Below are 13,046 nucleotides of genomic sequence, written 5' to 3' on the forward strand. Positions count from 1 at the left end.
AAACGGAATGAAACTGGTGACGTACCGCCGCGGCGACCGCGGCAGCAGGGCCGGCGCGCTCGTCGACGATGGCGCGAGCATTATCGATTTGAGCGCGGCAAGTAGCCACGCCGATGCTCGGGGCGTTGCGGATCCTCGCTTCGACAGCGTGCTGGCGATGATCGGCGGCGCGGACTCGGCGCTCGAGCGAGCTTATGAGCTCGTCCGCAGCGCGCCGGCCGGCGCCCGCGTGCCGCGCGCCGAGGCGATACTGGATGCCCCCGTTCAGCCGCCCGTGCAGATGCGCGACTGCCTCTGCTTCGAAGGCCATCTGATTCAGGCATTCCGTAATGCAAGGAAGTTGCGTGCGCAACAGTTCCCCGATCCCGAAGCGAAGTTCGCGGAGATGGAACGCGAAGGGGTGCTGGCGGTACCGAAGACATTCTACGAGCAGCCGATTTACTACAAGGCGAACCGGCTGGCCGTCATCGGCACCGACCATGACGTTCGCTGGCCGTCCTACAGCAATTTCTTGGACTTCGAGTTGGAATTCGGCTTTTTCATCGGCAAGCGTGCCACGGACGTATCGAAGGAGCGCGCCCGCGACTATATCTACGGCTATACGATCTTCAACGACGTGACGGCCCGCGACGCGCAGACGGCTGAAATGGGCGGACAGCTCGGGCCGGCGAAGGGTAAGGATTTCGACACGGCAAACCCCATGGGGCCATGTTTGGTGACCGCCGATGAGCTTCCCGATCCCTATAACCTCTCGATGATCGCGCGGGTCAACGGCGAAGAATGGACGCGTGCCAAATCGAGCACGATGTATTGGTCGTTCGAAGACGTGATTGCTCACATCTCGCGCAGCGAGACGCTGTATCCCGGCGAATTCATCGGCTCCGGCACCGTTGAAGGAGGATGCGGGCTCGAACTGATGCGCTTCCTGGAACCGGGCGATACGATCGAACTGGAAGTCGAGGGAATTGGCGTATTGCGCAATCGCGTCGTCCGTTAGGCGAGCAGTGTGCGCGGCCGCATCGGCCGCGCACCGCGTGTTATTTTCTGCGCTCGAGGATGCTGACGTAGTTGGCGACGGCCGAGCCGCCCATATTGAAGACGCCGGCGAGCTCTACGTTCGCGAGTTGCATGTCGAGCGCGTCGCCGCATAATTGCATGGCCGAAAGCACATGCATCGAGACACCGGTGGCGCCGATCGGATGGCCTTTCGCTTTCAGGCCACCCGAGACGTTGACGGGCAGCGCGCCGTCGCGCGCGACGATGTCTTCGTCGATGACCGTGGCGCCTTTGCCGGGAGAGGCTAGACCCATTGCCTCGTAGCTCAGCAATTCGGCGATCGTGAAGCAGTCGTGAACCTCCGCGAACGACAGATCGCCGAGCGCGGCGCCGGCGCGTTGCAGTGCAAGCGCCCAGGCGCGTCGTGGCCCTTCGAACGCCACGGGATCGCGGCGCGACATCGGCAGATAATCGTTGACATGCGCGGTGCCGCGAAATCCCACGGCGCGCGCGAACTCCGCGAGCAGCGTGTCGTCGGCAAGCACCAACGCCGCCGCGCCGTCGGACACGAGCGAGCAGTCTGTCTTACGTAGTGGTCCCGCGATGAGCGGGTTCTTATCTGACACGGTGTTGCAGAATTCGAACCCGAGGTCCTTGCGCATATGCGCCCACGGGTTCAAGGTGCCGTTGGCATGGTTCTTCGCGGCGATTCGCGCAAGCGATGCGCGCACGTCGCCGTATCGTTCGAAATAGGCTTCGGCGATTCGGCCGAAGATGCCGGCAAACCCGTGGTCGATCGTGGATTCCTCTTTGACGTACGAGCAGTTGCCGAGTATTCGGGTGGCCTCTTTGCCGGTTACGGACGACATCTTTTCCGCGCCGACGACGAGTGCGATCTTCGCCGCGCCGGCGCGGATCGCGTCGATCGCGCCATATATCGCGGCGGAGCCCGATGCGCACGCGTTTTCCACGCGCACGGCCGGCTTCCAGCGCAGCGCGTCGTCCGCTTGCAGCGTCAGCGATGAACAGAACACATCGGGCACGAAGCCGCCGTTCAGATTGCCGAGCCAGATGCCGTCCACCCGTTCGGGTGAAATTGCCGCATGATGGATAGCCTCGCGCGCCACGCTGGTGATCAGCGACTCGAGGTCCAGTTCGTCGAATTTGCCAAACCGGGCGTGCGCCCAGCCTACGATGGAAACGCCCATATTTCTCTCGTTCGTGGATGATGGAACCCGTTCGAACTTAACAGCACGGGCGCGCGGCGGACAGTCGCAGAATTACGCCAAGTGCAAACCCTAACCCGATGAAGCCCAACCGACGATGGATACACGCAATCCCGACGCGTTGTATGACTTGACGCTGGCGTTCCGGCTCGCGCCCGTGGGCTTGATGGTGTCCCGCCAAAGGATCATCCACCGGTACAACGCCGCGTTCTCCGACATGTTCGGTTACGACGAAAACGAACTCGCCGGCCAGTCGCTAGAGCGGTTGTACCCGTCGCACCAGGAGTTCGAGCACGTGGGGGAGCGCGCTTCGCGCATCATGCGCGAACAAGGCAATTACAGCGACGAGCGCATCATGCGCCACCAGTCCGGGCGTCCGTTTTGGTGTCACGTTTCGGGCAGGGCATTGAACAAGGACGCGCCGCTGGCGGAAGCGGTATGGGTCTTCGAAGACTTGTCGACGCGCTGGCCGGTCACGACCGAGCTCACGCCGCGCGAGCGGGAGATCGCGCAGTTGCTCGTGATGGGCAAATCGAGCAAAGCGATCGGGCGTGAGCTCGCGATCAGCCCACGAACGGTCGACGCGCATCGCGCCCGCCTCATGAAGAAGATGAACGCGGCTTCGGTGAGCCACCTCGTTGCACGGCTTATCGGCCGGACGTGAGCGCGTTCGCAGTGGGGGCGAACGCCGCCTCGCTTGCGCTTTCGCCGTCATTGGCGTGCCGCCGGCCATACTGGCGCGGAGCGCAATTCATGATCCGTTTGAAGGCCGTGCTAAAGGACTTTTCCGATTCATATCCGAGCGCGAGACCGATTTCGGCGACCGACTCACGCGACTGTGCCAATTTGTTTGCGGCCAAGGTCATACGCCAACGCGTCAGGTAGTCCATCGGCGAGAGGCCGACCAGTTCCTTGAACCGGAGCGCGAAGCTCGTGCGCGACATGGCGGCGTGCTCGGCCAGCGTTTGCAGAGTCCATTTCGCGCCGGGCGATTCGTGCATCGCATTGATCGCCGCGCGCATCCGTTTATCCGCGAGCGCGAAGAGCCAGCCCACCGCATCCTTATGTCCGCCTGCAAGCTGCAGCCGCAATGCTTGCACGAGCACGAGCGTAGCCAACTGCTGCGCGACGATGCCGCCGCCCGGCTGCGGTTCGCGCAATTCCTCTCTCATGCGCTCGATACACCATCGCAACGTTGACGGCCCCGGTTCTTCCCGAACGTGGATGACCGCGGGAAGTACGTTCAAAAGCAGATCGGCCTGGCCGTCGGCCAGCGTGAAATAGCCGCCGACACTGAGGAATTCGCCGCCACCGTTGTGCGTCACGATACGGCCGTCCCTGACTGGCGGGACGAGCGTACCGAACGCGACCGGCTCGACCGCAAGATCGCTCGCGATACGAAACGGATTGCCGCGCGCCAGCAGAAAGCATTCGCCTTCGGTGACCTCCAGAGGCTCGGGTTCGCCGTCGACGCAAACCCAGCATCGGCCTCGAAGCACCGCATGAAACTTGATCCCGTCGAATGGACCGAATTTCACCGCCCAATCCCCACTCGCATCGAAGCCGCCGGAAACATAGCTGCGCAGCTTCAGAAGCGACAAGACATCCGATAGTGGATCCATGATGCGATTCGAACGATTGAATACTAAAAGCGAACTCTAAGGCATAGATAGTCCAGGTTCAACGCCCTAAGCTCTATCCATTGGAAAGAGATGGGTAGAGAGAGCTATGCGGATTTTCATCACAGGCGCGACGGGCTTCATCGGTTCGGCGGTCGTTCGTGAGCTCGTTACCGCAGGCCACGCGGTGACGGGCCTCGTGCGTTCGGCGCACGGCATCGCCTCGCTCGAGGCGATCGGGGCGAGGGCATGTCGCGGGACGATCGAGGATCTCGGCATCTTGCGCCGGGAGTCCGCGCTCGCCGACGGCGTGATTCATACCGCCTTCTTCCACGCACTGTCGCATGCAAGCCTCGGCATTCGTGCGCGGATACTGTTCGGCGGCGCGCCGGCGCGTATCGTCCAGCGATTCGCGGCCGCGGCCGTCAGCGCCGATCAGCGTGCCATCGAGACGTTCGGTGAGGCGCTTCACATTCGAAAGGGCTCGCTTGTCATCGCCTTTCCGACCATGGCGATGGCCGCGGGGCGGGCGGCCCAGGAAACCGACGATGCCGATCCCGGCGCCGTAGGCGGCGCGAGGGTGCGATCCGAGCAGGCGGCACTCGATCTCGTGCGCAGCGGCGTGAGCGCCACGGTCGTTCGACTGCCGCCCTCGGTCCATGACGAGACCAAGTTCGGGCTCGTTACGCGGTTGATCGAGATCGCACGAAAAAAGCGGATGTCCGCCTATCCCGGGGACGGGCTCAACCGCTGGGGCGCCGTGCACAGACTGGACGCGGCGCGGCTGTTTCGACTAGCGCTCGAAAACGGTGAGCCCGGCGCCCGTTATCACGGTGTGGCCGAAGAGGGCGTGCCATTTCGAGATATCGCCGATACGATTGGACGCTATCTCGACGTCCCTGTCGTGCCTTTGCTTGCCAAAGACGCTGCAAAGCATTTCGGCTGGCTCGCGCCGTTCGCCGCCGCGGACAATCCCGTTTCCAGCCAAATGACACGGGAACGATTGGGTTGGACGCCACGGCACTCAGCGTTGATCAAGGATCTTGCCGCGACCTTACGCACCTCGGGCCATTAAAAATTAGGAGTAACGACGCCCGCATCCGCTCAAGCGGGCCAGCCTATCTTCTGTGCTTGATGGAGCGAGCCTCGAACGACCATGCGATGAAACGGCGCGATCAGCGCAATGTAAGCGCGGCCGAGAAGGCGATTGTAGAAGACGAGCGTTGTCACGATCACTCGGCGGGGGCGCTCATCGGATGGCGGCAGCACGAGTACCGACACGCGAAAGTTCAAATGCGTGTCGTCCTCGCCAAGCACGATCTCGTTCGGATACCGTCCGAATACACGGAAAATGTTGACTCTGTCGCCGCCCGCGGCCCAGAGATCCGCGGCGCGCTTTAGACCAAACGGACGTACGAGCAAGTCGCGCAGTTTCAGCAGGGCCGCGATCCATTGCGGCTGATGGTCGAAGATATGCCGGGCGATGAACTCCGCGTCGTGGGATGCGGCCTGCGGCAGTTCTATCGAAAACGCGTCGGCAAAATCGGCCCGACCGTAGGAAGACATCAGGTGTGAGGCCGGCGGCAAGCCGGCCTCTTCGATCTTCGCGTTGATGTGCATATCCGATCACCGAAATGACAGAGGGGCCAATCGATGCGATCGGATCGGCGTGATCCCGCCATCGACCGCTCGCCAGGTGCCAAATATATACCTGAACGTTCTTTTGCACTGGAGATGCACGAATACGGGCGCCGCCTCAATGCCCCTCGGCCCAAAGCACGGCATCCGCGCCGGCGGGAATACGCAACGGACTCGACGGATCGTTCACCGCGCGCCACACCGCTTCGGCCACGTCGCGTGCGTGCGTGACCGGTCCTGGCTGATTCAATCCCGCCATGAATCCTTGCACGAGTTCGCCATAAGCCGCGTGATCGAGGCCATGCATGTGGGGCCGTCCGTTTTCCGCGAAGCGCGTATCGGGAGCACGCCCGGGCAGGACAAGGTGCGCGCGCACGCCGAACGCGCCGAGTTCGAGCGCCATCGATTCGGTGAACGCATTAACCGCCGCCTTGCTGGCCGTATAGGCGGCAATGAACGGGAGCGCTTTCAACGTGACGCTCGACGTGACGTTCACGACGACGCCGCTCTTGCGCTGTCTGAACTGCGGCAGGACCGCCTGTGTCACGGCCATCGTGCCGAACGTGTTGGTTTCGAAGACTTCGCGTATCGTCGGCATCGGCGTGACTTCGAACGGCGCCGCGGCGCCGAATCCCGCATTGTTGACGAGCGCGTCGATCGGCCCGGCGGCTTCGACCGCCTTCCGGATACTCTCGGGGCGTGTCACATCCAGGGCGAGCACGCGTAGGTTTTCGTGGGCGGGCAGTGCATCTTCCCGGGGCGTGCGCATCGTTGCCAGGACTTTCCAGTCGCGCTCGACGAAGTACCTGGCGGTTTCGAGGCCGAAGCCGGACGAGCATCCGGTGATCAGAACGGTTTTCATGGGACTCCCAGAAGTGGCTGACGTGGCCAAGACGATAGACCGCCACGGCCGGACTTTCTATAATTGCGAGTCCTGAGTTAATTAGCCGGAGTCCGGGTATGATCGATCCGCTCGCGGACGTCGTGACGCTGCTGCAACCGGGCGCGCGGCACTCGAAGCTCGTCGTCGGGGCCGGTCCATGGCATATCCGCCGTTCCGATGCGGGGCAGCCCTTTTATTGCGTCGTGCTCGAAGGAGCTTGCCGGATCGCCGTCGAGGCGAGCCGGGCGATCGAACTGTGCTCGGGGGACTTTATTCTTGTCCCGGACGCGTACGGTGTCGCGATGTCCAGTATCGTGCCGGTGCCGCGCGGTACGCCCGACGCGATACCGGTCGCCTTGGGCGCCGGCGAGTTTCGGATCGGCGATCAGTCAGGTCCGCCGGACGTGAGCATGCTCGCGGGGCATTGCAGCTTCGGCTCGCCCGATGCCGACCTGTTGGTGTCCTTGCTTCCGCGCGTCGTCCATGTCCGGGGCGAGCCGCAACTGGCCACCCTCGTTCAGTTGATTAGAAGCGAGTTCCGCGACAGGCGTCCGGCGCGCGAAGTGATCCTTGCCCATCTCGTCGAAGTCCTCTTGATCGATGCACTGCGCTCTACGGCGGGTACGCCGGCATCCCCCGGTCTCGTGCGGGGGCTGGCCGACGAGCGGCTTGCCGTGACACTACGTCGCATGCATGAAAGCCCGGCCAAGGCGTGGACGGTCGCCGAGCTCGCCAAGGAGGCGGCGCTCTCGCGCACGGTATTTTTCGAGCGCTTCAACCGCGCGGTGGGGCTCGCTCCAATGGCTTATTTGCTGACTTGGCGCATGGCGTTGGCCAAGAACATGCTTCGGCGGATTAATCGGGGGATTGCCGAGATCGCGGAGCGCGTGGGCTACGGATCGGCGAGTGCGTTCAGCGTCGCATTCGCGCGCCACGTCGGACTGCCGCCGGCCCGCTATGCGCGCGAACAGGCGCTCCTGGCGCCGTAAGCATGACGTTCGACCGCCCGATCGATAGGTGCGAGGCGATGCGGTGGTAAAAGCCGGCAACCGACGATGGTTACCCCTGCCGGCGCTCCGCCATATAACGTGCGGGTGACGAGCCGAGCGCCTTGCGAAACATCGTGACGAAATTGCCTGGGCTCTCATAGCCTAGATCCTCGGCAACCTGCTGCACCGAGGCGCCCGATTCGAGCCATTTCACGGCCAGCATGAGATGCAGTTGTTGGCGCCAGCGGCCGAAGCTCATCCCGGTCTCCCGGTCGAGAAGACGCGCCAGCGAACGTTCGCTCACGCCGATGCGTCGAGCCCAGGTCCGCATGGTTCCCCGATCGGCGGGATGGCTCATGATCATGTCGACGATCTTGCGAAGGCGCGCATCGGCCGGAATCGGCAAATGAAAATTGCCTACGGGCGCCGTCGCGATCTCATCCAACACCAACGCGACCAGATGGGCGGCGGCGCCGCTTTCCTCGTAGAGTACAGGCAGGCTGGCCGAGCGGATCAGCAATTCCCTGAGCAGGGGAGTCGCCGCGAGAGCGCAACAAATGGAAGGAAGAGCGTGAGCGGCGCGCGGATCGATATGGGACACGTAGCATTCGATCGCCCCGCTAGCCTCGATCTTATGGCGCATGCCGCCGGGCACCCATATCGCGCTTTGCGGCGGCACGAGCCATAGCCCTTGTTCGACTTCGCAGGTCAGCACACCGCGCAGCGACAGGACGAGTTGATGCTTCTCGTGGTGATGAAAATCGATTTCTTGTCTATTTAGGCTCGCGATCGCCTCTTTGCTGAGGCTCGCCCATACGCTGCTGTCGGCGCCGATCGTGACGAGCGGGCGAGGGATCGTGTCCGCATCGGGCCAGCGGGTGGGGTCGAGGTCCGACAGTTCTTGCAAGATGGGCATAGTGATGAAATTCAGCCTCGCCGACCGGCAATCCGCGTCGGCGGAGCGCAAGCTGCAAATGCACCGCTCGAGTCCAACGCGCAAACATAGTCGGGAAGTACGAACGCGTCCGTGGCCGACTCCTCGTTCCGTTTTGCGATCGGACGCATCAATGTTTGCATCGGGCGGCTGGCGAAGAGCCTTTGCAAGACACGCATGCAGGAAATGCCAAACGCCGTCTTCACATGCAAGAGCTTGATCATACCGGGGCTCAGTTGCGCCTGTATGGCCTCGATATAAGGCCGCACCATTTTCTCGTAGGCGTTGAACGCGGCGGCCAGGGAATCATGCCTCGCGATCTCTCCCGCAAGGACGTAGGCGCCCACGAGAGACAGCGCGGTGCCTTGTCCGGTAAAGGGCGTGGGGCAATAGGCGGCATCGCCGACCAGGGCGAAACGGCCTTTCGACCAAGACCGTGCTTTAACTTGACTCATCGGGCCGAAATAAAAATCCTGAACGTTCTCGATCTCCGAAAGTATCCGGTCCGCAAGCGCGCCGCGTCCCTGTAGGGCGCGGCGCAAAAGCGCTTTTCGGTGCGATGGGCCGGTCGTACCCGCATCGGCATCGGGGACAGGGAACGTGGCAAGCACGGTCGTTACGTTTTCGTCGCCTGGCCGAAGGAAGATCAACGTGCCTCCGATTCCGTTGATCGAATGGGCCCAATAGTCGTCCTCCGGTCGCCTGGGAATATTGAAAAACGACATATAGACGCCCAGGTATCTAAATTGTGTCTGCCCGGGAAGCACCAATTCTCTCGTTGCCGACGAGATGCCTTCCGCGCAGAGAATCAATGCGAACGCTTCCTTTTCCCCGTTGCTGAAGGTGGCCATTATGCAATCGTCGGTTTCTTCAATGCCGGTAATGAAAGTGCCGAACCGGTATTCACACCGGTCTTTGGTGGTGTCATAAAGGATTGTCGCGAGGTCGCCTCTTAAAATCTCGAAATTGCTGGTCAGAGAACCGATGGCGCCCTTGGGAAAAACCGCAATTGTTCTTCCATGGGCATCCACGTATTTTTGACCCTGTTCCAATGTGTTCTTGCTTTCTATCTTGTCCGCTAGCGCCATCCTTCTTATCACGTCTTGTGCCGGGCCTTTGATGTCTACGTTCTGTCCGCCATCGCGAATCGCATTCGCTTTCTCCGTTATGACGACGGAATAGCCGTATTGGTGTAACCAAAAGGCAAGCGCCGGGCCGGCGATTCCGGCACCGGAAATCAAGATTCGTTTGTCTGTTTTCATGGAAATCTCCTCGATAGAGTCGATGTCACGATATCCGGCGGCAACATTGGCATCAATGGTGATTTTTGCCACCAAGTTTTGAATTCCTGCCAATCGATTCGAACCCCGCACAATCATTCGGCGGCGCGCCGCAGCGCGTGCCGAGCCGCACGAGTACCCGGCTAGGCTCGAGAAACGCATATTTGTCGCAGCCGCGATTTAAATAGCGTGCGCCGTTACAAAAAATCACATTTATGCGACCGAGTCTCTTTCGATCGTGCGCCGCCGGGTTAATCGATTCGGTTGTCGTTCAAATGGGGGCGGCGATGTCCAGGAACCGGACGGCGGCGCCGATCTTAGGGGTTATTGGCCATTTTCCGGCGTCGATGTTGCGCCGCACTCGGCAAACCGGGATATTTGCCGCGTACTTCGAATCGAAGCGCGGCGGTGCTACGCCCATCCGTCAAGAGCGCGAGCGTTAAAAGCGATCCGTATTTTCCCTATGACACGATGACTCGAATAGCCGAGACGCAGCAGGGGATGGAACGATGGTTATGTTTATCGGCCGATAGGGGCCCCGTTCTCGCGTCGGTTGAATGGGCGGCGCGAAGTGACGTTTGATTGGCGGCGAAAAGCGAACTCGGGTTGCAACGCGCTGGCCGTATTCGTGGGCGTTGCTCAGGGGGCGCCGAAAATCGCGACAACGACGCCTACGCTTCGGACAAATCTTTCAGTGAGGAAGTGGTGAACGCTAGACTGATGCGGCTCAGCAACGCAAATTCACGATCTGACCGGAGGAGTTATGTATCTGGGCAAGACTGATACGCTGCCGGCGACTCCAAGGGGCCAGCACCTGCCGCAAGAGAAGCCGCAAAACTTTCGCGATGCGATCGCCGGTAGCGGCATTGGATGCCGTATCGGTGTCGTGATCAGTGACGATTGCTCCCCGAGCGACGTGGCGAAAGTTCTTGCCAAGACGTGCGAGCACTTTGGCGACGACCAGAGCGAGGCGAACAAGAACGGGGAAATCAGCATCACTGTCATCGCCGGCCGCAGCGGTTTCGTGCTGCGCGAAAACGCGCGTCTGCCTGTTTGGTGCGAGGCGATTTGCGACGTCAACCCACTCGATTTCAACTACTTCGTCGTGCCCGAATGCGGCAGCGGCACACCCGAGCCGCGGCCCGAAATCGTTGCATGGCTGGCCCGTGCCGGCGCCGGGGTGAAGATCATCGAGCTTCCTCTCGATACGCCCGCCGTTGCAACGACGCGCGAACCTTCGCCGGTCGATACGGAGATGCCGCCCGGCCCCGCCAAGCTCGACGGGAGTTCCGACTCGGCTCCAGGCCTGTCCGAGCCCGAAGCCGCTCGCGTTTCGAGGCCTGCGCAAAGCTCTGCCGACGTGTCTGCGGCGGGCGCATTGGTCGATCAGCCCTCGGCCAGCGAACGCATCAGGGCCACGGTGGAATGGCTCAACGAGCACTACGGCAGCCGCATTTCGATATCGGCGATGGCTGAACGCGCTTTGATGAGCGAACGAAACTTTCTGCGACGGTTCCGCGCCGAGATGGGGCACACGCCACACGAATATTTGTCGAAAGTCCGCTTGGAAAACGCGCGCAAACTGCTGATCACCACGGCGCTCCCCGTCGATAAGATCGCGCGCCATTGCGGGCTGTTCAATGGCGATCATCTACGCAAGCACTTCGTCAAGCAATTCGGCATGAGCCCCGTCGAATATCGGTCTGCCCGTTTCAACGCCTTGCATGCCCTGGCTAGTACCGATTCAACCCGGTAGAGAGTCGATCATCTTTAGCGGACGAATCGAATCCGCGCTTCGGCGCGCCGGCCGAGCGCGCGGCGTGCCCGAATAACTGGCGAACAGATGATGAAATGCGTCGAAAGGCTCGGTGCGTTGGATATCTACGTCTTGCAAGGCGACACCGATCTGGTGAGCCGTGTGAGCCGTTGCTTCGATAGAGTCGACGTCAACGTCATTGCGATCGACGATTTGACGATCGCGCCGGCGCCCGCGGCGTCGCGTGCCGCCGTCGCGGTCATCAGCATGGGCGCGGTGGGCAGTTCGGCTGCGATGCTGCGAGAGTGTCAGCGTGCGAGCGTCATGCCGGTGATCTGGGTAGGCGAGTGCGAGCCGCAGGCCGAGCATGCGCGCGGCGCCGATTTGTATGTGCTGCCACCGGCGTTCACGTGCGCCGCGTTGCGCGGCATGGTCGCGAAGCGAGCTGCGCAAGCGCACACGCACATGCATGAATCCGGCGCGCCCCGAGCCGGTCCCTTCATCGCTCACTCCGAATGCATGCGTGCGTTGTTGCGCGAGGTCGATATGTTCGCCGATTGCGATGCGAACGTATTGATTCGCGGCGAAACCGGCGTGGGTAAAGAGCGGGTGGCCAAGCTGTTGCACACCAAGCATTCGCGGCGCAGTCAAGGCGCTTTCGTTGCCGTCAATTGCGGAGCCATCCCGGACGGCTTGTTCGAGTCGCATTTTTTCGGTCACGCGAAGGGGGCCTTCACCGGTGCCGTCAGCGCGCATGAAGGCTATTTCGAGCGTGCCGACCAGGGCACGCTCTTTCTCGATGAAATCGGCGATCTGCCGTTGCATCAACAAGTGAAGCTCTTGCGGGTGCTGGAGGATGGCGCCGTAACGCGCGTCGGATCGGCCGTGCCGATGAGCGTGAATCTACGCGTGCTGGCGGCGACCAACAAGGATTTGCCCCGGCTCGTCGCGACCGGGGCGTTTCGCGCCGACCTGTACTATCGCTTGGCCGTCGTCGAAATGTACGTGCCGTCGCTGCAAGAGCGCGGGGCCGCCGAGAAGATCGGCATCTTCCGGTCCGTGATCGGTTCGGTGTTCGGCGAGGAGTGGCTTGCGAGCCTTCCCGACGTGCCGTCCTGGCTGACGGACGCGATCGCGAAAATGCGGTTTCCGGGCAACGTTCGCGAGCTGCGCAACCTCGCGGAGCGCATTGGCGTCACCGTGCGGCAGATGCGCTATTGGGATCCTGAACGGCTACAGTCGCTGCTCGCGCATGTGCAACAGACGCAGGCGGCGCTCTCGCTCGGCGCGAACGACCATCCGCGATGGGACATGGCCGACCGAACCCGCGTGCTCGACGCCCTCGCGACGAACGGCTGGCGGCGTCAAGATACCGCGCAATATCTCGGCATCAGCCGCAAAGTGCTCTGGGAAAAGATGCGCAAATACCAGATCTCCGACACCGAACGGGTGCGGGCATAAGCAGCATTGGGCCTGACTTGCCCCGTCGAAACCGGGCGCCAAGGTCAGCCGCCGTTAGCCGTTTGGACGGCTATCGATCCGACGCTTGCACGGGCGAGAATCGTTTGTCGGCTCACCGCATTCGCGTGCTTCGCGATGGGCGGCCGGCACGACGACATCAACGCGGCAAGGATCGATCGAGCGATGAAATACGAGATGAACACGGTTGTCGGCGCCCACGTGCCAGGGGCGGATCTTCCCGCCTCGGCGTGCGAGCCATTGCGC

12 protein-coding genes are annotated in these 13,046 nt (G+C 62.0%); 6 read left to right on the top strand and 6 right to left on the bottom strand.

Annotated features, from left to right (window positions below; all coding sequences use genetic code 11):
• The first annotated feature begins 7 nt into the window (after nt 1-7).
• Entirely contained in the window at nt 8-997 is a 990-nt protein-coding gene (locus DXT59_RS24890) for a fumarylacetoacetate hydrolase family protein (RefSeq protein WP_116140239.1), read from the top strand.
• Nucleotides 998-1,037: 40 nt separating this feature from the next.
• Here the strand turns inward: DXT59_RS24890 and DXT59_RS24895 are convergent, their stop codons facing one another.
• Nucleotides 1,038-2,204, bottom strand: a complete 1,167-nt coding sequence (locus tag DXT59_RS24895; RefSeq protein ID WP_116140241.1) for an acetyl-CoA acetyltransferase — start codon at nt 2,202-2,204, stop codon at nt 1,038-1,040.
• 115 nt (nt 2,205-2,319) lie between these two features.
• On the opposite strand from DXT59_RS24895, the gene DXT59_RS24900 reads away from it, so the two are divergent.
• Entirely contained in the window at nt 2,320-2,886 is a 567-nt protein-coding gene (locus DXT59_RS24900; protein WP_116140243.1) for a PAS and helix-turn-helix domain-containing protein, read from the top strand.
• Here DXT59_RS24900 and DXT59_RS24905 read toward each other — a convergent pair.
• A complete protein-coding gene (locus DXT59_RS24905; RefSeq protein WP_116140245.1) occupies nt 2,870-3,844 on the bottom strand; it encodes an AraC family transcriptional regulator in 975 nt (324 codons plus the stop codon). The two genes, DXT59_RS24900 and DXT59_RS24905, sit on opposite strands and share 17 nt — an antisense overlap.
• A gap of 106 nt (nt 3,845-3,950) precedes the next feature.
• On the opposite strand from DXT59_RS24905, the gene DXT59_RS24910 reads away from it, so the two are divergent.
• The gene (locus DXT59_RS24910) at nt 3,951-4,916 is read left to right on the top strand and encodes an SDR family oxidoreductase (RefSeq protein ID WP_116140247.1); all 966 of its coding nucleotides are present in this window, start codon (nt 3,951-3,953) and stop codon (nt 4,914-4,916) included.
• 29 nt (nt 4,917-4,945) lie between these two features.
• Here DXT59_RS24910 and DXT59_RS24915 read toward each other — a convergent pair whose 3' ends face one another.
• Together DXT59_RS24915 and DXT59_RS24920 are read right to left on the bottom strand one after the other, a co-directional pair.
• Nucleotides 4,946-5,461, bottom strand: a complete 516-nt coding sequence (locus DXT59_RS24915; protein ID WP_116140249.1) for a DUF2867 domain-containing protein — start codon at nt 5,459-5,461, stop codon at nt 4,946-4,948.
• 136 nt (nt 5,462-5,597) lie between these two features.
• Nucleotides 5,598-6,341, bottom strand: a complete 744-nt coding sequence (locus tag DXT59_RS24920) for an SDR family oxidoreductase (protein WP_116140251.1) — start codon at nt 6,339-6,341, stop codon at nt 5,598-5,600.
• 98 nt (nt 6,342-6,439) lie between these two features.
• On the opposite strand from DXT59_RS24920, the gene DXT59_RS24925 reads away from it, so the two are divergent.
• Nucleotides 6,440-7,351: an AraC family transcriptional regulator gene (locus tag DXT59_RS24925; RefSeq protein WP_116140253.1), complete on the top strand. Its 912-nt coding sequence runs from the start codon at nt 6,440-6,442 to the stop codon at nt 7,349-7,351.
• 70 nt (nt 7,352-7,421) lie between these two features.
• Here DXT59_RS24925 and DXT59_RS24930 read toward each other — a convergent pair whose 3' ends face one another.
• Both DXT59_RS24930 and DXT59_RS24935 read right to left on the bottom strand, forming a co-directional pair.
• Complete coding sequence (locus tag DXT59_RS24930) at nt 7,422-8,267, bottom strand: AraC family transcriptional regulator (protein WP_116140726.1); 846 nt, start codon at nt 8,265-8,267, stop codon at nt 7,422-7,424.
• An 11-nt stretch (nt 8,268-8,278) separates the two neighbouring features.
• Nucleotides 8,279-9,619: an FAD-dependent monooxygenase gene (locus tag DXT59_RS24935; RefSeq protein ID WP_240324678.1), complete on the bottom strand. Its 1,341-nt coding sequence runs from the start codon at nt 9,617-9,619 to the stop codon at nt 8,279-8,281.
• A 709-nt stretch (nt 9,620-10,328) separates the two neighbouring features.
• On the opposite strand from DXT59_RS24935, the gene DXT59_RS24940 reads away from it, so the two are divergent.
• Together DXT59_RS24940 and DXT59_RS24945 are read left to right on the top strand one after the other, a co-directional pair.
• Entirely contained in the window at nt 10,329-11,321 is a 993-nt protein-coding gene (locus DXT59_RS24940) for a helix-turn-helix domain-containing protein (RefSeq protein WP_116140258.1), read from the top strand.
• 90 nt (nt 11,322-11,411) lie between these two features.
• On the top strand, nt 11,412-12,782 hold the full coding sequence (locus tag DXT59_RS24945) for a sigma 54-interacting transcriptional regulator (protein WP_116140728.1): 1,371 nt from the start codon (nt 11,412-11,414) through the stop codon (nt 12,780-12,782).
• Nucleotides 12,783-13,046: the final 264 nt, after the last annotated feature.

The organism is Trinickia diaoshuihuensis, assembly GCF_003390925.1.
Taxonomy (GTDB): domain Bacteria; phylum Pseudomonadota; class Gammaproteobacteria; order Burkholderiales; family Burkholderiaceae; genus Trinickia; species Trinickia diaoshuihuensis.